A 24,138-nucleotide genomic window follows, 5' to 3' on the forward strand; every position below is an offset into this window, starting at 1 on the left:
AATTGCTTTCGGAATTGAAGGATGAAATCCAGATTTAGTTCGGGATATAGTTTGACCCTACGAACATGTTAAGTACTAACAGTTTTTCCTTTTGAGATACCGTCGTTCGCTGGCCCCAGCCTTGAGCGGAGAATAGTTTTGATCAAGTGAAGGACTTCATATCGTACTGAGGTTAAGCTTGGCCTTTCTCCCAATTTGTATCGCAATTTGGGTAGTGGCGTGCAGGCTCAGTGGCCTACGAGCTATATTGCGTCAGGTTTCCATCATGCGTGCAAGTTTCGTACGATCGACTTTGGAGGCATGACGCTTGTCCATAGGGATGTTCTTAATCGAAATCACATTTGGAACGCCAAAACCAAGCGCAGATTTAGTCCAATCGTCGATGTGATCCGCGGAACCTTGGACGCAAAGTGTGGGGCCTGCTTTGGTATTGACGAGCGCGCATCGATCTACACCTGGCCATCTTTGTGCCGCGACTTCGATAGCAAAGGGGAAGAGCGTACCTGAAAAGAACTCAATTTCGGACCCGACGCGCCCCCATAACCATAAACGCCCGTCATCATCCAGCGCGCCAGCGTCACCGGTCCGGTGCCATATGACACCACCTTCTTCGATTTTGTTGTTCTTCGAATGGGTCGGGTCCAAATACCCGTCATTCACATGTGCGCCGGCGACCTGAATTTCATTGTCGCGGATGCGGAGCGTGATTTCGGGCACCGGGTATCCCACAAGAAGACCCCTTCCAACAGCCATGTCGCGGTGATCCTTCACCGAGATATCCGCGGCGTCGAGATGGGCAATCGGTTCAGCCTCGGTCGACCCATAAATGCACACAACCGACAGACTGTGCCGGGTTCTCAACGCCTCGACAAGATTCGGAAACACCGGACCGCCGCCGGTGAACACCGTGTGCAACGGCCCGGTATCCTCAGATTGAACCAGTTTTTCACATAGCGATGGTGGGATGAGGGCCCGGGTGATCTGTTGCGTTTGAAGCCAGCTTTCCAACTGCACGGGCGACAATTGGTCCAGCTTGCTGAACCTCCAGTTGGGCAGAACACTTGTGCGCCCGGCCGCCAGATTGATCAGGGTGAACACCGGAAAGGCCACCAGATCGCGCTCGGCCTTGCGGCTGTCGAGGAGGGGTGCGATGGCATCGTGCTGCGCCATCAGAAACGCATGTGAGCGCGGAATGGCCTTGGGCAGGCCAGTTGTACCAGAGGTAAAGGAAATAAGGGCGATATCGTCCGGTTGTACCTTTTGCGCCACCGGGTTACTGCGGCTTTTACCAGGCGTCAGCAGGGGCAGGGCCCAGAGATCCGGAACCAGAAACTTCAGCAAAGAATACGCACCCGCTGCACAGAACGCTTTTGGCTTCGTTGTTCGGGCGGCGTGGCGCAGACCGGCCAGCCCCAAGGCTGGCTCTGGTAAGACAACGGTTGCGCCAAGGGTCCAAAGCGCAGCCAGACTCGCATATAGGTCCGCTTTGACAGGCATGGCCAACAACACGCGATCACCTGACTGGATACCCTTGTCCTGCCACCGACCTGCCAAGTGCTGAACGCGCGTGTGCAGGGTTTGAAAGGTGATCTCGCGGCCCTTGCCGTCCACTATGGCTGTCCGGTCAGGAACCCGTTTAACCGCCGCGGCGAATTGGGACAGCAGGTCAGCCATTCAGCTTCCGTCCAAGCAAAGTATAGCGCCGGAATATTGTCGCGCCTTCCGCTGCACTGCGCTCGGCGGAGGTGTTGTCATCATGGATCAGCGCATGAATGGCGGTTTCGTACCCCATCCTGAGCGCCGCCTTGTGAAACCGGTTAGCCAGATGCCGTCCGGCGCCCGGTTCGAGACTTGCATAGGTCTTGAGGATTGCGGATGCCGGATTGGGGCCTTCGGCATAATTGGGAATGCCAAACAGAAACCCGGCCAATGTCCCGTCATGGCGGCGCGCAAAAAGGATCAGATCGCGCTTCATCATCGGCACAACTGGCATATACATGGCCAGAAAATCTGCCTCAGCAATCGGCTTGTAGAACGCGTTGTTTGAGAACGCACGGGTTGAAAGTTTAAAGACCTGACGAAACAGGGCCTCGGGGTCTGTTCCATCCCATTCTTCCACGACAAAACCATCGGTTTCTGGCGGTGCTGATCCAGCGGCGGTCCGCAACGGCACCCGGGCCGAAAAATACCGGCTGATCTCTGTAAATCCTGCCGACTGGAAAACCCCCGGCTCATGAAGTTTGTTGGTAGGCTCCATCAGGAACGGAGCGGACCCGTCGCTATCCGAGACGAACCGGTAACTGTGCCAGGTGTCGCCCGACATCGGCCCGATGATGCGATCCAGGCCTGCGTCTTGCACCCTCTCGATCCCTTTGCGCAGGATTTCGGCACCGGCTTCGGGCGTTTTGCAGGAAAAATCGCCGAAGGTCGCGGCGCGCGCGCCGTCCCAGATCGGACCGTTCAGATAAACGGTCAGCTTTGCATCCGCCGTTCTGATGATCTCTTTGGTCATGAAAAAACTCCGGCAAAGAACCCAGCACTTAGCGATCCAGCAACGATCCAAACGTAGTAAAGCAACGGCGGCGCGAGGGCCAACAGCGTCAGCCTGAGCACCCGATCTTTTTCGAACCAAGTTGGTCGGAGCAACGGCGCTGCGACTGAACAAGTTAATGAGAACAGGGCCAGTACCGTCAGCGGCTCGGCCCAGTTCGACTGTTCAGAATTCTGGGAAACAGCCCATGTCCGAATAAGAAACAGGACAACCGCAGCAAGTGGTATAACAACAGGAATGGGACGCAGCGCCACAGCAGTGAGCCCCATAGCTAACCCCATCGCACTGAGCCCAAAAAAGGAAACTGCATCCCATCCCGTTGCATTTCCAGCCGCAAGCCAACCGAACCCCAATAGCCCCAAGGCGGCTATGATATCCAGATCGGGGTACTTACTGTCACAAGGAGAAGCGGTACGCGCCCAGCCATGTGCGGCAAGAACCATGATCGGCAGTACTGTGTTCTGCAATTTTGCGGCGGCCAGCAGCAAAAAAACCGCGACAACATACACACGGGTCGCATGTTTGGTCAGGCCCAGTTTGGTTCCCACCACGCCAAAACTGGCAAGGGCGGCAAAGAACATGGCGGCCAACAGGGCGAGCTCTGCCAAAGAGCTGAAATAGTGGCCGTTTAGGAAAATCAACAAGCCAAGCGGCAGGAAAAGGTTGTCAAACCCGCGCCAGCTTTGTGCTTCGACCAATGTGCCAAAAGCCGCAACCATAAGGCACAACATCATGATGTTAGATGGCGGGAGTTTCGATAAGAACAAGAAGCAGATGATCGCAACCAATAGCGTTACGACAAAAAACACCACGGACCCTTCTAAGCTCTTGTCGCCATCTTCTACCACGTAGCGTTTGGTTCCATACGTAGTCCCGGCAAGCGCAGCGGCTGCATCCGCCAGTGTTAGAACGGCGATTGGCAGGATGTAGAACAGCGTGTTTTCCCCGGCTAGCAGAAAGCATAGCCCAACTGACAGGGCGAGCAGAAAGTCGCCGTAGGACGTACGATCCACACCATGCAAAGTTGCACCCAGACCCGACGAAAAACGAGGCAGGCGCAGCACCAGCATCACCAGGATTGTGGCCGCAATCAGCATGTAAACCGGCCAGCGATCGGGAAACAACCAGGGCAGCAGCAACGCAAAGAGGCCGGTGCTGACATGCATAAGCTTGCGCTGCACTTCGGGTTTCAGGCCCGCTGTATTGGCCAGATTGCGTATGACCATCATTACGCCGACCAGAGCCAGCACCGACCCCGCCGCCAGCAGAATCTGCCCAATAACAGTCACGGTTGAAACTCTTCGACGACGAAATCCGAATAGAAGAATGCCATGTCGCGGGCCTTCTGCTGTGTTTCGATGTCGGTCAGGGTTTCAACCTTGTTTCTGAATTCCGGCGGAACCCTCCGGGGTGCCATCATGTTCCAATAGACTAGTCGGGCATTTGGCTCCGCAGCGGTCAGGATCGACCCGTAAACCTGATGGAAGGTCTCGGGCGACATGTACTCGAAGATGTCGGACAGGTTGAATCCTCTGGCTTTTTCGTCGGTCGACACAAAAGCCTCAAGCGATCCAAGGCGGATGTCGAGACGATCCAACCGGGATCGGATTGTCTCATAATGCTCGGGACGCCACGCCATTGGCAGCGCGTCGCCATGATCGCCTTTGAGAATCCAGTGCAGATAGGGATTTTGCGAGGGATCGGTGGTGACTCCCGCATGACGGATGCGGCGGGAGACATGTTGGGCCGGGCTACCCTCTACATGGTCGAAAAACGCACTGTCCCGGCCCATGCGACCCATGACGAGGCGAGAGAAGAAGATGTTCAGCAAAAGACGCCATCGCACCGTGTTGAACCGCGTGTCGAAGAATGTCAGTCGCTCTTCGGGCGAGCGGGGAACAAACACTGCGTCGATGGTTCGGCGTGAATGCACAAGAGGCAGTAGCCAAGTTCGAAAGATGCGAAAATAGCGCTCGAACTTGCCGACGCCACCGATGCCGTGTTTTTCGACATCCGTGATCAGAGTCCGCCAGAAAGCGCGCGTTTCGGCATCTGTGGCTTCCAAAACCTGGTTCAGCAATGCGCCCCGTCGGGTACTTCGCCGCGAGCCGGTGAGTTCAATGAATTCGGGATGGGTCAGCATTTTATAGGCCGCGATCCTGAGCTTAAGGCAGGCGATCTGGGCCGGTGAAAGATCCAGAACGACAATGCGCGCGGGATCGAGTGTCAGCATTGCCAGCGCATTATCCCCGGCAGAGCAGATGGAGACCAATGTCTTGCCCGCACAATCGCCCAGGGCGGAGGTGAGAACATCCGCGTCTTCCCACAGTTGGGCATAGCGGATATGGTCGAAATCCGCCTTTTTCTCAATCTCACTGCTATCCATCGCACCGCTCCACCGCGCCGCTTGCCCCGTCGACCCGGATCATCTCACCATCTTCGATCCAGTTGGTTGCGCCTTTCAAGCCAACCACGCAGGGGATACCCAGTTCGCGTGCGACAATCGCAGAATGTGACAACAGAGACCCCCGTTCGACGACGATGGCGGATGCGTTCGAGAATACGGCGATCCAGCCCGGATCGGTGTGGCGCGCCACGAGTATATCTCCGGGGTTTAAGGCCTCGGTGCGCGGGTCGCGGATCACGCGCGCGCGCGCCTTGATCTGACCTGCAGAACAACCTGTGCCGTGCTTCATCCGAGCAGTGTCCGCCTCCGCTTCTGCGTTCTCGGACCAAACCGGGGCGATGGCGGGGCCACGGATTTCGATGCGTTCCGGCGGATCTGGGCGTCGGGACGAGGCTTCGTCTTCCAGTTTGCGCTGCGCAACGATGCCTTTCAGATCAGGTGACAGGCTATAACCTTCGACTGCTCCGAGAACTTCATGTGTTGTCAGGAAGAATACATCCTTTGGCGATGAAAGCAGGTCACGGGCAGCGAATTCGCGGCCGATGCCCAGAAACACGCGCCGCGCATAACCAAATATGCGCGTGCGTTCAAAGCGCAGGTTTTCACGGTCGCGCACCCGCGCCTTGGTCCAGCTTAAAATCCATTTGGCGAAGTGCCGTTTGAGTGGGTTTGACGGAAACTGAGCCTTCCAGTCCGGTTCATCGCCGTCCTGACGCCCGGAAGGTGGACGTTCAGCGCTGGCTGCAATGGCCAGCAACAGACTGGTCGGGTCATCGCGTAACGGAACGCTTTCCAGCTTGAGCTCTTCCGTACACCGGTCGCCGAACTTCTCAAGATACGCATCAACCTCAGCTTCGATTTGCCGGTGTTCTGACAAAACCGACAGATGTGCATTGGCCTTCAAAGGAGCGGCAAGCCCTGCCTGCCGAACCAACTCTCCCATCCGGGCGATGCGTTGCGCGGGTTCCGCCGAAACGATATCACCTTGCCCGATCATGAGGTCGTTGTGCAGGCTCAACCCGGCCTCGCCCAGCCACTTTTGCAGCAGGTTACGCGAGCCGCCAAAGGCAATCATGCACAGGAAATCGTTGATCAGCGGGGCATCCCACCGATCCAGCAGAGTGCTTTCAATGCGCCGGTATTCCGCAGCCAGTTGGGTCGCGTTAGAGGCATCCACGTTCAGCCCCGTCTGTAATATGTCGTTCAGCCTGCGGTAAAAATCACGCCGGGTCTGCGGTAGGCGGATGGCCTGCCAGATCAGGCCGCCCGCAACCTTGGCCAGTTTCGCGTACTCCACGACCTTGCGCCAGCCGGTGGTGGGGGGTGGGGCAAGAGCATCCGTGACCTCACGCGGCATCGGTTCAGAAACGCCCATCATCGTTTCCATATAGTCGCGGTTCAGTGAATACCCGGGCAACAGTGCCAGCGCGCGATACCAGTTGATCAGATTGTAATAGGCGCGCCCGTCCACCCGCCCCAGTAAATTGTCAAACACAGTGGGGTTCAGCGCGACCGTGTGCCGGGACACGCCCAGCAGCCTAACGAAAGCGCGATATACCTGAGAATACACGTGCAGGGCAAAGGAATAAGTCAGCGGGCTGACGATGCCCGGATAGCTTTCGACGATATTGGAATTGTCGAAAATGGTAAGCGTCTGATCTTCGAGCGGGGCAGGGCGCAGGGTCGTGGTGATCGGGCGGGCCTGCAGAATATGCAGCCCTTGCGCATCAATGGCCCATTCGATGTCCTGAGGAGAAACGAATAGCACCTCGGCCTTTCGGGCTAGGGCTGCGATGGATCGCGCCTCCGTGACGGTCAAATGTGCAGGGGCGTCAGGAGCGCTTTCCGGTACGCCATCTGCATCGATGACCCAGTCTTCTCCGTCCGCTTCCCCCGACACAAGCTGCTCTGCAAGCCCGTCAATCGCTGAGATCACGACCACATCGCGCCGGCCACTGACCGGATCGGCGGAAAAGGCTACCCCGGCCGCTTTGGCATCGATCATGCGTTGCACGATGATTGCGGGGGCCTCGGCCTCGCCACCGGATTTGACTGCGCGGTAGGTTTCGACCGTTGATGAGAAACCGGATTGCCAAACCTGCTTGGCCGCCGCGATCACACTCTTGCCGGGAACATTCAGGACCGTTGCGAACTGTCCTGCATGGCTGTGGTCCACGCCATCTTCGGACTGGCCAGAACTGCGTACCGCGTAAGGCCCGGACCCGAGTGTTTCAAGCGCGGTGGACACCGCCGGTCGCAGGCCTTTTTGCGCGATCGGGCCCGATTGCCCCATACGAAACGCGTCATTTGTGATGACAAAGAATGCGGGCGGGGAAAACCCGTGCTGTGACAGATGCGACAGGGCTGCCGCTTTGCCTCCAACCACAGAGATGTCGTTGGCATCCATTTGGTCGACGATGAAAGTCATGCTACGGCTCCGATCAGGTAGGGTAGGAAACCAGCCGTGGCATAGCTGAAAAATACCCACAGACCGGAAACAGCGTCCATCCTGTTTTGTGCTTTCTCAGTGGGTGTCTGACTGTAGTGGAATACAGCAACCCCGCAGGGAACCAGCGCCAGTGTGCCGATCAGGGCGCTTGGCCAGCCAACCCCGGTGGCGCTTCCTGTGCCGGCGAGAAGCGCGTAGGATAACAGAACGCAGCCGATCCAGATACGTCCCGCCGTACGCGGACCCCATAGGGAGGAATAGGTGTCGACCCCTTCAATCTCGTTTTCGGGCGCCCACAATTTCCGCCCGATCTCAAGGACGCAGCCATTCACAAAGGACAACGCCAGGAACAGCCATAGTGAGGGTGCTGCGCCGCCTGCCGGCAGCCATTCGAGGCCAGTCAGCAATAGATCGATCAAGGGCATGATTGCCATGTGGCTTAGCAGGTACAGAACCGGCCGGGCCTTCAGCCAGGCCGGGACACCGAATTCAACTGTCATCGCAGCGAGCCAGATCCAAACCGCGCCCAACAGCCACAAAACCGACGGGTGCCAGAACCAGGAAGCCGCAAGTGCAACTGGAATGGTCAGTAAGCCCAAGCTCAAAACTTCGCCTGGTGAGACCAATCCGCGTGGGATCGGCCTGTCGGGCCGGTAACGTCGGTCATCCTCGGCGTCCTTGAACTCGTCACAGACCCGCATCTGGAAGAACAGCGCCATGGCCAGCACAAAACCGGCGGCAAAGGCAGGCCACTCGGGCAAGGGGCGGTCTGCCAGACGGGCAGACACACAAATGCTGGCCGAGGAAAACACCAGCAGCAGGGGGACGGTTTTCTTAAGCGGAAAGCGCTCGGATTGGTAAATCCAAAATCGGTTCTGAAAGCTCATCTGTGGCGGGCCAGACTCTCATGGGCGCGGGTGAAATGACCGGCAGCAATCGCGGCGACAATGGAGATTTCGCCGCATAAGCACGTGGCCGCAGCAACTTCGGCTAAAGCCGTGCCACACCCGCTGCCCCGTAGACCGAGTATGTTCAGCGCTGCTGCCTGGCTTGGCAAACCGGTTCCGCCGCCGACCGAGCCGACAAGGATATTCGGAAGCGTGACCGAGCAGAATAGATCGCCGCCCCTAGGTTCCATACGCGTGACGCCCATTGCACTTTCGGCAACGCAGGCCGCGTCCTGTCCGGTTGCGATATAGAACGCAGCCAGCCCGTTGGCATAATGCGCCTGTGCGCCAAACTGGCCAGACAAATGTGCGCCCAGATTGGCGACACGGCCATAGTCCAGCATCGCCTCGACCGTCGTTCCCAGTGTCTTTTCGACAATCTCAGCCGGAAGCGTAACCGAGGCGCTGACTTTCCGCCCGCGCCCCGTCACCAACCCCAGCGCCGAGGCCTTCTTGTCGCCCGAGAAATTACCTTCGACATACCAGTTCTCAATCGCAACAGGACAGCTATCCGTGATTGCGTGGCAAAGGGCGTCGGTGGCGATGGTCACCATGTTCTGACCTGCAGCATCACCAGTGGTATAGCGGCAAATCAGGAAAACGACGTTGGTGTCAATGAATGGCTCCAGCGATACAAGCTTGCCATGACGGGTCGTCGCTTCGGCCGCAGATTTGAGCCTGTCAACATTGGTCACCACCCAATCCACAAATTGCCCCGCTCTTAGCAGGCTATCGAACACAAAGGCCGGGGTCCGCAGCACGCCTTCGTATAAAACAGCGGTACTGATACCGCCCGACCGAGTGGCGGCGTAGGCACCCCGGGCATAAGATGCGACCAGCGCTGCCTCGGTTGTTGCGAGGGGGACATGAAAGTCGCCGTTGGCGTTCATTCCGTTCAGGCGTAAGGGGCCAATAACCCCGACTGGAAGCTTAACCGTCCCGATGAAATTCTCGATATTGGCGCCATAGGTTTCGGCATCTTCGATAGCCGCCAAATCTGCAATTTGTGCCTGATCCTTGTCGCTGGCCGTTGGTTTCAACTTTTCCCAGAATCGTGCGACCATCTCCTTGGTCGGCTTGCGAGATGGGCGTAAGGTTGAAAACTCAGCATCGCTTGGCGCCATCTGCTGAGGTATCTGGTCAGCATCAAATCGTGCTTTTATGCGTTGAAGCATTTCCCGGACATGAAACGGAATTACCAATAGCACGCTCCAATAGATTTTCTGTGCAACGCTGTTGCAACCAAAAACCGCTGCGAGGCAAGTTATCAGTCGTTTGATCGAAATCCAGTCAAATGTTCATCGATCAAGTGTTTGATCCCAAAGGGTCTCGCATTTGTCGCAGTTGAAAGTTCCGGTAGGCCTGAGGACGATGATCTTGGCACGACACGCATCGCAAAAAGGGAGTGTAACCCTTTTGGAACTAAACGCTAAGCGTTCAAACTGGGGGTGCTTTTCAGATGCCTTGCTCTTTACCTGAGGTACAACCAGATCTCGCATCAGACATTATGACCAGCGAGCTACTCGGTTCATCACTATGCCGTCATTCACCCGGTGGGTGCAAGAACCCGCCATCCAAGATCTGTTTCGGTGATGATCGATCAAACGTCTGCTTTGTAGTGTGCCAGAAACATCGCGACGCAATCGTCCAATATATCTTTGGGCGTCGGGTTCTCGCCAAGGAAGAACTCTGGCCAGAAAAAGAAGTTTTTGATGAGCGCCAAAAGCTGGTTGGTCGCAAAAACCGGATCCGCCTTGCGGATCACGCCTGCATCCATGGCTTCGCTGATCAGCCTCGTTATTGGGTAATCGTGAGTTGCTGTTTCAGTGAAGAATTGCCGGGATCGGTCAAGGTCACGGATCAATTCTGAGATGACCATCCGGTTCAATCCGATGGCGGTCTCATCGGTGATCACCCCAATGTAACGCCACAAGGCTTCCTTCAATTGTTCGACGAAGTCACGATCCGGATCATAGGGCGCTGGCTCCATGCTCCGGTTTTGCTCCAGCATGATCTGTGAGATCGCCTCGAAAAGGGCCTCCTTGCTCTCGAAGTGATTGTAGAGCGTGCGACTCGATACGTTGGCTTTTTTGGCGATTGAAGTGGTCTTTGCCCCCAGAAACCCCTGCTCTTTGAACTCATCGATGGCCGCATCGATAATATCTTTTCGTTTTTTTTCAGTGCGTTTCAAGATTTCTACCTCAATAAGTAAAAAGACGTGTTTACAAGCGCTACCTCTCCACCATAAGTAAACAAAACAATTTACTTTAGCAAGGCGCAAAGCTACCTGACCCCGAAAGGACCAAGACCATGACGACCCAAAATCTCACCGCGGGCAAAAACGAAGTTACCTTCAAATCCTTTGGCGTGGATCTGGCGGGCGATCTCTACCTGCCCGAAGGCTTTGATGAGACCAAGACCTACAAGGCCATCGTGGGGGCCAGCCCGTTCCCTCAGGTCAAAGATCAGATCCCGGCTACTTACGGGCCGGAAATGGCCGCGCGGGGTTTCATCTACCTCGGTTTCGATTACCTCGGCATGGGCTCGTCCCCTGCGCTGCCCGGAGAGTACAAGCAATCCCGCTACATGTTCCGGCTCATCGAAAACACCTGGGACGCCGTGTCTTACCTCGGCACTCTGCCGTTCGTTGACGAGATTTACGGTCTGGGTGTTTGCCAAGGCGGCTCGATCATCGCATCGGCTGCCGTGACCGATCACCGGATCAAGAAGATTGCCATGGTTTCCGGCATGATGGCCGCAGACGCTTTCCAGTGGACCGACCGCGATATGGTCAACCAGCAGATCGCAGACTCGAACGCCTCGATGCAGAAGATGTATGAAACCGGCGAGCCGGAATTTGTCGCACCATTTGGGCTGAATGATGAGCAAACCCGAGAAGAATTTGTTGGATCGGGTGTCAACCCGATGGCCGGAGAATCCTATGACTACTACGGACGCGATGGAGTCAAAGGCCCGGTTGCGGTTCCGACCTATACCAACATGCATATCGGCGATCAGGGCATGCAGTCTCTGATTTCCATTGGAGAGGCTTATGCCGATAAGATCGTGCAACCGTCCCTGACAATTTACAGCAGCACGGCCTTTACAGCGCCGTGCTCCACCCAATTTGTCGCGAAGTTGACGAATGAACATGAGGAGTTGGCTTTCGATGAATTCAGCCACGTGGACTTTTACTACAAGCCGGAGGCTGTGAAAGCGTCGACCGATGCAGTTGCTGAGTTCTTTGGCAGATAAACTGATAAGGCAGAGGTCACTACGTGACCTCTGCCATTTTGAATGATGAATTTCGGGATCGCTTGGCCGGTTCCGAAAGAACCTTGACGTCACCGCATGTGCTTGTCGAAAAACTCAATCGTTGTTTCAGGATGTTCACCGAAGAAATTGTATCCAATGAAGCGTCGCGTATCGCCGTTTTCAATCCAGTGTAGCTTCTTTTCTTCACCCGGAATCAGGTCAAAAGTGGTCTGAACGTCTTCGGGGATCGTCCAGGCATCATCTTTGTTCTGCACAATGTACGTCGGCATGGTGACGTTTTTGGCGTGAAGATGAGGGGTCATTTTGTCCAAGGGCAAGCCTCTAATCTTTTCAATCTCTTCGGCCAGAACGTTATGAAACGCGGCCAGCCCCATCGCGTCCATCGATACCTTTGACATGACATTGATGGACGCGGGTTGCGTGCAAACAAACGCTTTCACGTCATCAATGTATTTGAGGCATTCCGTTATGGTGTGCATCACGACACTGAGCCCGTGAATTGGTAACTTTTGCACTCCTGCGAAACACAATTGACAATTTTGGACTCCATTTTACAGAATCGGCCATGATCCATCCAATTGATCGCAAGCTAGATATCGTTGTCCTGGTGAGTCCGCATTTCAATGTTTCGGCGACTACGTCTTTCGTGGATCCTTTCAGAATAGCCAATTACCTGACAGGTTCGGCTCGATTTTCTTGGACCTATGTCTCGGACCTCGGTGGACCAGTCGAGTCTAGCAGCGGCCTAGTCGTTGATACTGCCCCATTGGCGGCCGTGACGGGGCGCAAGCCCTGGTTGGTTCTGGTGAGTACAAGTTGGTCACCTGAACGTCACGGAACATCTCAGTTTAAGGTGGCCCTTCAGAAGTGGGAGGCGTGCGGAGCAATCGTTGGCGGCTTGGATACTGGTGCGATTGTTCTTGCGGCTGCTGGACTGCTTAAAGGCAAGACAGCGACGGTTCACTATGAGCACATCGATGCCTTTGCTGAAATGGCCCATGATACCACGGTGTCAGAGAACATGATTGTTATGGATGGAAAGATGTTCACTTGTTGCGGGGGTTCCGCAGCGACCGATCTGGGTTTGCGGTTTGTGCATTCTGTCGATGGTGAGAGTATCGCCAATGCATCTGCGCGATATCTTTTTCATCACAATGTACGCGGTGAGGGCCAATCACAGAACCCCAAAGACGTGGAGCCACTGGGGTATGTCACCTCTGGGGTGGTAAGGGACGCAATCGACTTGATGGAGGCACATTTGGAAGCCACTTTGTCGATCCCTGAAATATCAGCGAGGTTGAAGATTTCGCAACGACAACTTAGCAGATTGTTTCAGCAATATGTCCAGAAGTCGCCGATCGAGTACTACCGTGACATACGCCTTGATCGCGCGCGTGGACTAGTAACCCAAACAGAGTTGAAATTCAGCGAGATTGCAGAAGCATCAGGATTTAACGGGCAAGTTCATTTCAGCCGGGCATATCGAAGCCGTTTTGGCCTCACACCAACTGCAGACCGTATTGAAGGCCGTACTCCATTCGAGTTCCGCGCGTGGCCAATGTTCAAGCCTGATATTAAGTCCGAAGGTGTTGGGTAGCTTTTTGCATCGCCGTAAGCATCTTGTCGCGTTGCGCGGATAACTCTTCGGTACTTTGCCCCTGAGTTTGATCGTTAATGCCATCGACCAGTTTATTGATGACATCCTCATCAAGACGAGGGTTGCCCAGGTCATCCCACCAGCCATTGAATGTATCCTTGAAATGGTCACAGAAGGCCCGCAGACCGCCGTCGCCTGCACCCAGGTGGAAAAGCGTCGTCGGACCCATCGCGGCCCACCGCAATCCGGGGCCGGCCCACATCGCTTTATCGATGTCTTCGACACTGGCAACGCCTTCAATCGCCATATGGACGGCCTCGCGCCATACTGCAGCTTGTAAGCGGTTTGCGACGTGTCCGGGCATGCCCTTCTTGATCCGGATCGTGACTTTGCCCAGGTCTTCGTAGAACGTCTCTGTTCGGTTCAGAACATCTGAACCGGTGGCGTCGTTCGCCGTCAACTCGACCAGCGGAATGAGATGTGGCGGGTTGAACGGATGACCTAAGATGAGCTTACTCGGATCGCGCCATCCCTGTTGGAGAGCCTCGAGTGTTAGGCCGGATGTTGAGCTTGAAACTATTGCATCAGCGCTCAACTCTGGCTCAACTTCCGCATAGGTGGAATGTTTGATCGGCAACCGCTCCGGCACATTCTCCTGAATGAACTGCGCGTTTCGCACGGCCTCAGCTGCGGTCGGTGCAAAGGTGATCGCATCTCGGGTGGCGTGGCCAACTTGGCCCAATTCTTCCAACGCAGGCCACGCCTTTTCAATGTATTTACGGACGGATGCCTCAGCGTTCGGATCGGGATCAAATACGGTCACACTGCGACCCGACGCGAGAAACAGCGCTGCCCAGCTTGCCCCGATGACACCGGCTCCGAGAATGGCGGTTCTTTCGATTTCCGACATCAGAACAGTCCCGGATTCAGGGGGGATGCCGCAGTCATACCACCGTCTACAGTGAACAGTTGGCCAGTCGCAAAAGACGACTCGTCAGAAGCTAGCCAAACAGCCATCCCAGCAATGTCTGCGGGCTTACCAAAGCGTTTGACCGCATGGCGTGCCAGCGCGTCTGATCTAGCCTTTTCTGGGTCATGGGCGAGTTCGAATGCTGCGTCCAGCATGCCCGTCTCAATCCATCCCGGGCAGATTGCATTGCAGCGCACCGCAGGTCCATGGTCCACCGCGATAGAGCGTGTAAGCCCATGCACAAAGGCTTTTGAAGCATTGTAGAGCGCCATCGATGGGTCAGCGGCATTGCCCGAGATCGAACCAATGTTGATGATCGAACCACCCTGAGACATTTTCGGAATGAGGGCGCGGCAACAGTTAAAAACGCCTCGTGCGTTTACTCCCATCACCAAATCCCAATCCGCGTCTGAGCTTTCGGTCACTGTTTTTTCGACCTGAACGCCGGCGTTGTTTACCAGGATATCTACCAGGCCGATTGTTCGGGCAGTACGTGCAACCGCTTCGGGATTGGATACATCCAGCGTGTACCAGGTTACTTGATCCGGTAGATCATCTGGCTTAGGGCCGCGCCCGCATGTTGCGACACCCGCGCCCTCAGCCATGAAGGCCTCAACGATGCCGCGACCAATGCCTTGTTTGCCGCCTGTAACAAAGGCGCGTTTCCCAGCTAACCGCATCAGTGTGCCACCATAACGTGACGGACTGCGGTGTAAGCATCCAGCGCATAGACCGACATATCGCTGCCCGTGCCTGAGCCCTTCATCGCGGCCCATGGCATCTCGGGGGTCGCAATCCCATGCGTGTTTACCCAGGTGAATCCATAGCGCAACTTGGACGTCATTTGCATTGCTCTCCCAACATCTCGTGTCCAAACCGATGAGGCCAACCCGTAAGGTCCGTTGTTGGCGGTCTTCAACGCATCTTCTGCCTCAGAAAACCGAGAGACAGTTACAACGGGTCCAAAAACCTCATTGCAGGCAATCTCTGCATTGTTGTCGACATTGGCGATGACTGTCGGCTGGTAGAAAAAGCCGTCTTCTTCGCCAGACACCCCACCGGAAACGATTTCAGAGCTGCTGCGCGCGCGATCCACAAAACCCGCTACACGATCCCGCTGTGTCGCAGAGACAAGCGGGCCCATTTCCGTTCCTTGAGCTTTCGGTGCACCGATCTGGATCTGGCCAACCTGATCGGCAATCGCGGCCACAAGTTTGTCGTAAACTCTGTCTGCAACCATCACGCGGCAAGGCTGTGCGCAGTCCTGACCGGCATTGAAGTAGCTGCCATATCGGATCGTCTCGGCCACTGCATCGAGATCAGCATCATCAAAGACAATGACTGGCGCCTTGCCGCCCAATTCCAGATGAACGTGTTTAATTTTCTGGGAAGCAGCCCGCATTGCAGCCATGCCTGTCGCCGGAGAACCCGTAACACTGATCCCTTCCATCTGTGGGCTGTTCATAAGGGCATTCCCCACGCCGGGCCCGCGACCATGGATCACGTTAAGCACGCCTTTTGGCAGAACATCTTGTAACAGTTCTGCAAGTCGCAGAGTAGATAGCGGCGTGATCTCGGACGGTTTCAACACCACCGAACATCCTGCCGCAATTGGTGCAGCAATCTTCCAGGACGCCATCATCAGCGGGTAGTTCCAAGGGGCGATGGCGGCGACAGGGCCAATGGGGTCGCGCCGGATCATCGACGTATGACCCGCGACATACTCTCCAGAGGCAGACCCCATCATGGTGCGCGCAGCCCCGGCGAAAAAGCGAAAGACATCAATCGTAAGCGGCATTTCATCATCATGAGCCGATGGCCAGGGTTTTCCCACATCTAGGCTCTCAAGTTCTGCCAACTCATGGCTGTTCGCCTCGATAACATCAGCTATCTGAAGCAAGATTGCAGCGCGTTCTGCAGGGGGCGTAACCGAAAAGGTTTCAAATGCCTCTGCTGAGCCGCGCACCGCCGCCTCGACCTGTGCATCGCTGGCTTCTTTTACAGCACCGACTACCTCGCCTGTTGCAGGGTTCAGGACGTCCAAGGCCTCTCCGATCCCTTCGACCATTTCGCCATTGATCAACATCTTCGTCTGCATATGCATCTCCTTAGAAGCCAACCTGATCGCCGCCTTTTAGTGCGAGCCGCATGCGGGCTTCTGCTGGCGACGCGACCGTAAGGCCAAGGTTTTCAACGATTGATCGGATGCGCGTGACCTGTTCCGCGTTAGATTTTGCCAACTCACTCTTGCCGATGAACAGGCTGTCTTCGAGACCGACACGCAGGTTACCGCCCCGCATGGCGCTTTGGGTCGCAAATGGCATTTGGTGACGACCAGCGGCAAGGACCGACCATTCGTAATTCTCTGCTCCGAACAGCTTATCGGCTGTGTTGTGCATGTGAGTCAGATGGTCCGCATCTGCGCCAACGCCACCCAAGATGCCAAATACCATCTGAATGAAAAATGGCGGTTTGATCAGGCCCTGATCCACGAACCATTTGACGTTGTAGAGATGTCCAAGATCATAGCATTCGAACTCGAACTTGGTGCCGTGATCTCCACCAAGTTTTTCGATGGCGTAACGAATTGTTTTGAAAGTGTTGGGAAAGATAAAGTCTTCCGTCATCTCCAAAAATGGCCGTTCCCAGTCGTGCTGAAACTCGGTGTATTTCTGCAGCATCGGAAAGATACCAAAGTTCATGGATCCCATGTTGAGCGATGCCATCTCTGGGCTGGTAGATGTCGCCGCCAGCAGCCGCTCATCCATCGACATCCCCAAGCCGCCGCCGGTCGAGACATTCATCACAACATCGGTGGACTGCTTGATTACGGGTAGAAACTGCTTGAACAGCTCAGGTCGGGGATCGGGTTTTCCTGTCTCCGGGTGCCGTGCGTGCAGGTGAATGATTGATGCCCCTGCCTGGGCCGCCTCAATACTGGCCGTCGCAATCTCGGCCGGTGTAATCGGCAGATGCGGTGACATTGACGGCGTATGGATGCCTCCGGTCGGCGCGCAAGTGATAATGACTGGCTTGGGCATCAGAGTTTCATCTGCTGCACTTGTGCAGACAGCCCCCCGTCCAGAACCCACAACTGGCCAGAGGCATAGCGCGCCTCGTCCGAGGCAAGCCAGTTGACCAGATTTGCAATATCCTCGGGCGTCCCGTAGGTCCGCATTGGATGAACATCGCGCACGGCCTTTTGCAGCGTTTCAATGTTGCCACCTCCTCCGCCGGATCCATCGCCGTTGAAGAAGCTCTGCAGCATTGGAGTGTCGATATAGCCAGGGCAGATGGCATTCACCCGGATACCTTCTGGGCCATGATCGCAAGCCATTGCGCGGGTCAAAGCGTGAACTGCACCCTTGGTCGCGCAATAGGCCGCAAGCCCAGGGTCTGCGATGAACCCGTCGTAGGAGCCAAAATTGATAAGGCTTGCGCTATTCCCTGTCTTCGCCGCTTCGCGCATCAATGGGATGGCGTATTTCGAGGTCAGGAACGTGCCCGTGGAATTAACCGCAAAGCTTTGATTCCATTCCTCCAACGTGGTCTCTTCAACCGTTTTTTCGATCTCGATCCCCGCCGCGTTCACTAGGATGTCCAACTTTCCGTGTGCGGCGCGCACATGATCCATCGCCGCAACCGAGTCTGCTTCTTGAGTCACATCCAGCTTAACAAAATGACTGCCATCATCATCGTGCTGATCTAACGACCCTTCCGGTGTGAGGTCAGCGGCAAATACCGTTGCGCCTTCTCTTAGAAACCGAGCGACAATCGCGCGCCCGATTCCACCGCGGGCACCAGTCACGAGAGCAACTTTTCCGTTCAGCATCATTGGTTTCAATCCTTCAATGGCGGATAGCGGTAGCGGCGTGCAGCCACTGTCCAATCCAAATTGTTGCGTACATACTGCTGACTTGCATCGGACGGCGGGTTGTAGTCCCAAGGCTCGCTGGCACCGGCCTCCATCGCGGCATGTAATGCACGGCGCGATTTTTGCGTGGCGATTATCTTCTTTCGCAAAGCACTGCCGTCCCAACGCTCGACGACTTCAGCTGCAAAACGAGTTTTCGCGTCAGAGTAGCTTGGGTCCGAAGCTAAATTCTTCGTTTCCATCGGGTCAGCACTCAGGTCATAGAGCTGCGGTGGGTCGCTATCACAATGAATATATTTTAAGGGCCCGCGCCGGATCATGATCACAGGATAGCCCGTCATCTCGGCACAGTATTCTCCGATCGCCTCATCAACTGGATCATCTTCACCCCGAGCCAGAGGCATAAGGCTACGACCGTCGATCGGCTCTCCGATCATCGCCTCATCACCGCCACCGAGGTCGATAAATGTCGGCAACAGATCGACCAGTGACACTGCATTCTGCGCCGTTCCAATCGCTATGCCCGGCCCGGCCATGACTAACGGAACTCGCGCGGAGTGCTCAAAGAAGTTCATTTTGTACCACAGCCCACGTTCACCCAGCATGTCGCCATGGTCGGCTGTGACAATCACAATGGTGCTGTCCAACTCGCCCGTTTCTTCGAGGGTTTGAACCAGCTCTCCGATTTTGCTGTCGAAGTAACTGACGTTTGCCAGGTAGGCATGGCGCGCGCGCAGGATTTCTTCCTCGGTCAGTGGCACATAAGACGCTTCGATCCCATCCAATAAACGTCGTGAAAAGGGGTCTTGATCCTCCAACGCGGGCACAAACGCGGGCAAGTCAATTTCATCATCCGCATACAGGTTCCACCATTCTGGTCGGGCTACATATGGATCGTGCGGGTGAATGAAGCTTGCAACCATCGCAAAAGGCGCGTCATTGCCAAGCGCTTTGTCTCGGGCCGCATCGAACAGCCAGCGTTTGGCAGCAAAACCGACCTCGTCGTCATAGTCGATCTGGAAAGTCGCGTGGGCAACGCCGCTTTCCTTGACCGTTTGCATGTTGTGATACCACTTGTCGATCCGCTCGTCCGGGGCCTCCCAATCCGGGGTCCACGCGAAATCAGCAGGATAGATGTCGGTTGTCACACGATCCTCAAATCCATGCATCTGATCCGGCCCGACAAAGTGCATCTTGCCTGCCAAACATGTACGATAGCCCAGCGATTTCAGATAATGCGCAAATGTCGGCACCGAAGCCTTGAACTCGGATGCATTGTCGTAAGCTGCGATGCGACTGATGTGCTGACCCGACATAAAGGAAAACCGTGAAGGCGCACAGAGAGGGGAATTGCAGTAAGCTGCATCGAAGCGCCTGCCGCGCGCGGCCAACGCGTCAAGATGTGGCGTCTTGGCGACCTTATGCCCGTACGCCCCTGTGAAATGCGGAGCCAATTGGTCCGCCATGACCACAAGGATGTTTGGCCGCGTCACGTGGCACCTTTTGCGTAAGCGTCCAAGACTAAGCCATGGAAGTGATGAACGGCGTGCTCGGACTTGCCGGACCCGTCCGGGTCATTGACGATCCGACCTTGGGTGAACGCAGGTGTATTCATCCCGCGCTGCACACTTTCGACAAGGCTGATATCTTCGACCTGAAGAACTTCGTCCAGATAGCGAATTGCGTCCAACTCCATCGGGTCGGGTTCCGGCGTCTCAAGGAAGAAGTCGTAAGTTTCAAGCGTCCGATCTGGCCCAACAGGTATGATGTTCAACACGATCATGCTGGACCGTCCGGGATATCGCATCAGGCAAGTGGTGGGATAGAGCCACCAAACCGCGTGAGTTTTCACCGTGGCGTTCGAGACGTCATAGGCGGTATTTGGACTGTTGCCTGCGTCAGCCATATGGCTGGAGTAGATGCCGTAGGTTGTAACCTTGTAGGTATCCATATCCACGAGGTCACAAAAATCCTTATGGGCCGTAGGGCAATGATAGCACTCAAGGAAATTGTCCACGACGTTCTTCCAATTCGACTTGATGTCGTAGGTCAGACGGTGGCCAAAAGTGAGTTGATCCACATCCGGTGCCCAATGGCGCACCTCGGTTTCCAGGTTTCCGGATTGCTCTGACAAAGAGGCAGCCGTCGGATCCAAATTGACAAAAACAAAGCCGCAAAATTCTTCAACCTGTACAGCATCGAGACAAATCTCATCCTTGTTGAAGTCTTCGAGGTTTTCAGTATGTGGCGCACGCGCCAATTGCCCGTCAAGTTTATAGACCCAGGCATGATAGGGGCACATAATCCGTGTGGTATTGCCTTCGCCTGATAGCAGTTCATGGGCACGGTGTTTGCATACGTTGTAAAAGGCGCGAAGCTTACCCTCTTTGTCGCGCACAACCGCAATAGGTTGACCGGCAACTTCCACCGTTACAAAGGACCCCGGCTCTCGTGTTTTCTCGACATGACACACCCATTGCCAAGTTTTGGAGAGGATGGAGCGAAGGTCAGTGTCAAACCACTTGTTCTGTGTGTATGCCGCAGCCTGTAACGAGCTAGAGCGTGATGGATCGACGTGATAGCCCAAGGAAATTGTTTCTGAATCGGTCATGCTGCCCTCTCCCGTTAAACTTAAACCTATTTCAAGTGAGATTTGGGGATATGCTTAATCGGCCGCTAGTTTGATCATTTTCGACAGTTATTTGACCTGCGGGGACTCTGTTTCAATCTCTCGAGCGCCGGATTTAGTCGAGGAGCAATTCAACCCTTATAGGTGTCGGACTTGTCAAAAACGAAACAATTCAGAGGATTATCGGAAGCTCAAGCGTAACGCTCGCTCCTCTTTCGACTTGGTTGATTAAGACTGATCCTTCGTGGCGCTGCGCCACCGCAGAGACGATTGACAAACCCAGACCACTGCCTTCGGAATATTCCAGCTGGGAGAACCGACTAAATGCAGCTTCGCTTTGGTCGGGCGAAAGGCCAGCGCCGTCATCAGCGACAGTAAGCCTAACGTTTCCGCCGTCAGAACGCAGCACGACTGAAATGCGGCTCAGTTTAGCGCCACCGTGCTTAACAGCATTGTCTAACAGGTTCTTTAGAGCTTCAGTTAGAAACACCCGATCACCTGATACTATGACCGCCGTCTCGGGCATAGTGACATCAAACTCGATGCCTTTTGCAAGAATGTGAACTCCCATTTCTGCGCAGGCTTCTTCGACAACCGAGCGGAAATCAATTTCAACCATTTGACCTTGGTGCGTCGGTTGCCTGAGCCGTTCAAGTGATAGCAGTTGTTCAGCGACTGTTGCAGAGTTCTTTGCCGCTGCGACAAGCTCGATGATGCGTTTATCGCGGTCTTCATCGGTTTTCGCATCTCGAAGCGCTTCGGCCATCGACTGAACGGCGGCCGCAGGGTTCCGTAGCTGATGTGCGGCTTCGGATATGAACACCTGGTGGGCATTGATACTTTTTTCCACCTGTCCAAAGAGTCGGTTCAAGGTTTTGACGACACCTTGAACTTCGACCGGTACAGGGCGTTTGATCTCACTCAGGTCATCTGGGGAGCGCTGGTCGATTGCGTCCTGTAAATCCAGGAGGGGCCGCAGGCCGCGAGCAACTCCGAACCATACCACAAATGCAAGAGTGGCAAGTAGGATTCCCATGAGAATTCCTGCGCGGATTGACAGCTCATTTGCAAACGCGTTGCGATCCGCCATACGTTGCCAAACTGTGACCGTCGCATCTCCTATCAAATTTTCTATGGTCACACGTTCTGTCAGCTTAAGAACTCGTACCGGCTCGTCGCGATAGAGTGCTTCGAAAAACTGCGGCCTGTTCGCCTCTTGAGCAGACGGGTTCGCGGGTGCCGGAGGGTATGCATAGCCGGTCACGTAGATGCCACCCGGGCCCGTAACATGATAAAAGATCTCTCCGCCCGACGCGTCGCGGATCAAGCTGCGCGTGGTGGGCGAAAGTGCGTCACCTCCTGAAATCGCGACATCTCGTGAAATTGCAAGACCGGCAGATAGCAGGCTGTCGTCAAACAGCTCCTGAGCCGTTTCCTGGGCAATCATGAAGCGCCAAAGCCCAAGAAGGATCGCAAGCAACACCAAGGGCGTCAGGATAAGAATGAAGAGTCGTAGCCTGAGGGAGCCGTGCCTGATCACTTCTGCACCTCAAGAAGGTACCCCAGACCGCGCGCTGTCTTGATCTTAATGCCGAGATTCTGAAGGCGTTTTCGTAACCGCGACACATGAGGTTCAACAGCTGAGTCATCGACATCGGCCCCAACGCCATAGACATAATCTGTGAGTCGGCTTTTAGGAACAATTCTGCCCCGACGCTCCAACAGGCATTCAAGCACCGCTATTTCCCGCCGTGGTATATCCATGACTTCGCCCTGAACACTAACCTGACGCGATGCGCGGTCGAATTCGAGGCTACCGATGCTCTCCCGCGCTCCGTAGTCAAGCTCTTTGCGCCGAGAAAGTGCTCGGACGCGTGCTTCTAACTCGTCCATTTCGAAGGGTTTGACCAGATAGTCATCTGCGCCCATATCCAGGCCAGTCACCCGGTCGCTTGTTTCGGTGCGCGCTGTTAGCAGGATCACGGGCGCACTGTCACCACGTTCGCGAAGCGACCTCAGGATGTCCAACCCTGACCGGCCGGGTAGGTTGATATCCAAAACGATCAAATCCGCGCCTTCTTGTTGAAGGTAAAGGTCAGCCGCATCTCCGTCAGTCAGTATATCTGCCGCATGACCTCGGTCACGAAGGCGATAAGCAATGGCATTGGCGAGTGGCTCATTGTCCTCGACTATGACGATCCGCATCGGGTCTCCCGCAAGTTTCGCGCAAGGTTGGCGCTCCATGATTGCCAGATGGGAGGGGGAATCAACCCCACAGTTCTATTTGCGATCACGGTAGCGCCGGGGGCGATGACGTGATTGTCTGGTCAACAGGGAGGAACCAATGACCATTTCCAACTTCACCCGTCGCGCCGTCGTGGGGCTGATCGCCGCCGCCGGTATCGCTGCACCTGCCGCTGCCGAGGTTGATTTCTCGGGCAAGACCATCGAATGGGTCATCCCGTTCTCGGAAACGGGTGGTTCGGCGAAATGGGCCAACTTCTTTGCGCCGCTTCTGTCCGAAGCTCTTCCGGGTCAACCGACCGTGGTCGTGAAATTCATGCCGGGTGCTGGTTCGACCAAAGGCGCAAACTGGTTCCAGGAACAAAGCCACGATGATGGAACCTTGTTGTTCGGCACTTCCGGTTCAACTCAATTCCCTTATCTGCTGAGCGATCCGCGCGTGCGTTATGAATACAACGACTGGATCCCGGTTATGGCGTCCGGGACAGGAGGTGTCGCCTATCTGAACGCAGAAGATGGTGCCAAGTTTGATGGCTCCGCAAATGCGTTGAAAGACACGAACTTCATCTACGGCTCGCAGGGCGCAACGCGTCTGGATCTCGTGCCGCTGTTGGCATGGCAAATGCTGGGTATGAACGTTGAGCCAGTCTTTGGCATCAAAGGCCGTGGCGATGGTCGTCTGATGTTCGAACGTGGCGAAGCTAACATCGACTATCAGACCTCATCCGGCTATTTGGGTGGATCGGCCCCGCTGGTTGAGGCCGGTCAGGCTGTGCCGATGATGACCTGGGGGGCGCTGGATGCCGATGGAAACATCGTCCGCGACCCGACCTTCCCTGATATTCCAACCTTCAAAGAGGTTTGCGAGGCAACGGATGGCTGTGAAACCAGTGGCGAGGCGTGGGACGCTTGGAAAGCGTTCTTTGTCGCAGGTTTCCCGGTTCAGAAGTTGGCTTTTCTGCCTGGCGATACACCACAGGAAGTGGTCGACGCCTACACCGCAGCGTTTCAGGCTGTGACCGAGCGCGGCGACTTTGCTGATATTTCGTCCAAACGCGTCGGTAAGTACCCGGTATTTGTGGGCGACGGTTCCAAGGCGGCGCTGCAAACCGCGACAAACGTCGACGACAATGCCAAAGGCTACGTTCTTAACTGGCTCAAAGAAGCCTACGGTGTCGAGCTGAACTAAGCCCA

At 55.4% G+C, this 24,138-nt stretch carries 21 protein-coding genes; 3 read left to right on the plus strand and 18 right to left on the minus strand.

Annotated features, from left to right (window positions below):
* Positions 1 to 252 precede the first annotated feature (252 nt).
* From ACR0AW_RS16315 to ACR0AW_RS16350, 8 genes are all read right to left on the minus strand, one after another.
* The gene (locus ACR0AW_RS16315; RefSeq protein WP_170733687.1) at positions 253 to 1,674 is read right to left on the minus strand and encodes an AMP-binding protein; all 1,422 of its coding nucleotides are present in this window, start codon (positions 1,672 to 1,674) and stop codon (positions 253 to 255) included.
* Complete coding sequence (locus ACR0AW_RS16320; protein WP_170733688.1) at positions 1,667 to 2,512, minus strand: hypothetical protein; 846 nt, start codon at positions 2,510 to 2,512, stop codon at positions 1,667 to 1,669. The genes ACR0AW_RS16315 and ACR0AW_RS16320 overlap by 8 nt, the downstream gene beginning before the upstream one ends.
* Entirely contained in the window at positions 2,509 to 3,840 is a 1,332-nt protein-coding gene (locus ACR0AW_RS16325) for a hypothetical protein (RefSeq protein WP_170733689.1), read from the minus strand. Before ACR0AW_RS16325 ends, ACR0AW_RS16320 begins: the two co-directional genes overlap by 4 nt.
* Positions 3,837 to 4,937, minus strand: a complete 1,101-nt coding sequence (locus ACR0AW_RS16330) for a DUF3419 family protein (RefSeq protein ID WP_170733690.1) — start codon at positions 4,935 to 4,937, stop codon at positions 3,837 to 3,839. Before ACR0AW_RS16330 ends, ACR0AW_RS16325 begins: the two co-directional genes overlap by 4 nt.
* On the minus strand, positions 4,930 to 7,386 hold the full coding sequence (locus ACR0AW_RS16335) for a PEP/pyruvate-binding domain-containing protein (RefSeq protein ID WP_170776214.1): 2,457 nt from the start codon (positions 7,384 to 7,386) through the stop codon (positions 4,930 to 4,932). The genes ACR0AW_RS16330 and ACR0AW_RS16335 overlap by 8 nt, the downstream gene beginning before the upstream one ends.
* Complete coding sequence (locus ACR0AW_RS16340) at positions 7,383 to 8,294, minus strand: UbiA family prenyltransferase (protein WP_170733692.1); 912 nt, start codon at positions 8,292 to 8,294, stop codon at positions 7,383 to 7,385. The genes ACR0AW_RS16335 and ACR0AW_RS16340 overlap by 4 nt, the downstream gene beginning before the upstream one ends.
* Positions 8,291 to 9,529, minus strand: a complete 1,239-nt coding sequence (locus ACR0AW_RS16345) for a hydroxymethylglutaryl-CoA reductase (RefSeq protein WP_480444234.1) — start codon at positions 9,527 to 9,529, stop codon at positions 8,291 to 8,293. Before ACR0AW_RS16345 ends, ACR0AW_RS16340 begins: the two co-directional genes overlap by 4 nt.
* A gap of 425 nt (positions 9,530 to 9,954) precedes the next feature.
* Positions 9,955 to 10,635: a TetR/AcrR family transcriptional regulator gene (locus tag ACR0AW_RS16350; protein WP_480439369.1), complete on the minus strand. Its 681-nt coding sequence runs from the start codon at positions 10,633 to 10,635 to the stop codon at positions 9,955 to 9,957.
* Between the two features lie 29 nt (positions 10,636 to 10,664).
* On the opposite strand from ACR0AW_RS16350, the gene ACR0AW_RS16355 reads away from it, so the two are divergent.
* On the plus strand, positions 10,665 to 11,609 hold the full coding sequence (locus tag ACR0AW_RS16355) for an alpha/beta hydrolase (RefSeq protein WP_170733694.1): 945 nt from the start codon (positions 10,665 to 10,667) through the stop codon (positions 11,607 to 11,609).
* Positions 11,610 to 11,698: 89 nt separating this feature from the next.
* Here ACR0AW_RS16355 and ACR0AW_RS16360 read toward each other — a convergent pair whose 3' ends face one another.
* Positions 11,699 to 12,028 (minus strand): hypothetical protein, encoded by a 330-nt coding sequence (locus tag ACR0AW_RS16360; protein ID WP_170648597.1) that lies wholly within the window; start codon positions 12,026 to 12,028, stop codon positions 11,699 to 11,701.
* A gap of 101 nt (positions 12,029 to 12,129) precedes the next feature.
* Between ACR0AW_RS16360 and ACR0AW_RS16365 the strand changes: the two genes are divergently transcribed.
* Positions 12,130 to 13,227, plus strand: coding sequence for a GlxA family transcriptional regulator (locus tag ACR0AW_RS16365; RefSeq protein WP_480439367.1), 1,098 nt, complete (start codon positions 12,130 to 12,132; stop codon positions 13,225 to 13,227).
* Here ACR0AW_RS16365 and ACR0AW_RS16370 read toward each other — a convergent pair.
* The 9 genes from ACR0AW_RS16370 to ACR0AW_RS16410 form a co-directional block, all read right to left on the minus strand.
* Entirely contained in the window at positions 13,205 to 14,137 is a 933-nt protein-coding gene (locus ACR0AW_RS16370; RefSeq protein WP_170408433.1) for a 3-hydroxyacyl-CoA dehydrogenase NAD-binding domain-containing protein, read from the minus strand. The genes ACR0AW_RS16365 and ACR0AW_RS16370 overlap by 23 nt on opposite strands.
* On the minus strand, positions 14,137 to 14,877 hold the full coding sequence (locus tag ACR0AW_RS16375) for an SDR family oxidoreductase (RefSeq protein WP_170733695.1): 741 nt from the start codon (positions 14,875 to 14,877) through the stop codon (positions 14,137 to 14,139). The genes ACR0AW_RS16370 and ACR0AW_RS16375 overlap by 1 nt, the downstream gene beginning before the upstream one ends.
* Complete coding sequence (locus tag ACR0AW_RS16380) at positions 14,877 to 16,295, minus strand: gamma-aminobutyraldehyde dehydrogenase (protein ID WP_170733696.1); 1,419 nt, start codon at positions 16,293 to 16,295, stop codon at positions 14,877 to 14,879. Before ACR0AW_RS16380 ends, ACR0AW_RS16375 begins: the two co-directional genes overlap by 1 nt.
* A gap of 10 nt (positions 16,296 to 16,305) precedes the next feature.
* Positions 16,306 to 17,238: a 3,5-dioxohexanoate:acetyl-CoA acetone transferase gene (gene kce / locus ACR0AW_RS16385; protein WP_170733697.1), complete on the minus strand. Its 933-nt coding sequence runs from the start codon at positions 17,236 to 17,238 to the stop codon at positions 16,306 to 16,308.
* Positions 17,238 to 18,005 carry an SDR family NAD(P)-dependent oxidoreductase gene (locus ACR0AW_RS16390; RefSeq protein WP_480444236.1) on the minus strand — a complete coding sequence of 256 codons (768 nt, stop codon included), beginning with the start codon at positions 18,003 to 18,005 and terminating at the stop codon, positions 17,238 to 17,240. Before ACR0AW_RS16390 ends, kce begins: the two co-directional genes overlap by 1 nt.
* Positions 18,006 to 18,037: 32 nt before the next feature.
* Entirely contained in the window at positions 18,038 to 19,564 is a 1,527-nt protein-coding gene (betC, locus tag ACR0AW_RS16395) for a choline-sulfatase (protein ID WP_170776218.1), read from the minus strand.
* Positions 19,561 to 20,682, minus strand: a complete 1,122-nt coding sequence (locus ACR0AW_RS16400) for a ring-hydroxylating oxygenase subunit alpha (protein ID WP_170733699.1) — start codon at positions 20,680 to 20,682, stop codon at positions 19,561 to 19,563. The genes betC and ACR0AW_RS16400 overlap by 4 nt, the downstream gene beginning before the upstream one ends.
* Positions 20,683 to 20,872: 190 nt before the next feature.
* Positions 20,873 to 22,240: a sensor histidine kinase gene (locus ACR0AW_RS16405; RefSeq protein WP_480444238.1), complete on the minus strand. Its 1,368-nt coding sequence runs from the start codon at positions 22,238 to 22,240 to the stop codon at positions 20,873 to 20,875.
* Positions 22,237 to 22,905 (minus strand): response regulator transcription factor, encoded by a 669-nt coding sequence (locus tag ACR0AW_RS16410; RefSeq protein WP_170733700.1) that lies wholly within the window; start codon positions 22,903 to 22,905, stop codon positions 22,237 to 22,239. The genes ACR0AW_RS16405 and ACR0AW_RS16410 overlap by 4 nt, the downstream gene beginning before the upstream one ends.
* A 139-nt stretch (positions 22,906 to 23,044) precedes the next feature.
* Here ACR0AW_RS16410 and ACR0AW_RS16415 point away from each other — a divergent pair, with 139 nt between their 5' ends.
* Positions 23,045 to 24,133 (plus strand): type 2 periplasmic-binding domain-containing protein, encoded by a 1,089-nt coding sequence (locus ACR0AW_RS16415; RefSeq protein WP_170402506.1) that lies wholly within the window; start codon positions 23,045 to 23,047, stop codon positions 24,131 to 24,133.
* Positions 24,134 to 24,138 lie beyond the last annotated feature (5 nt).

The organism is Ruegeria sp. C5, assembly GCF_056537605.1.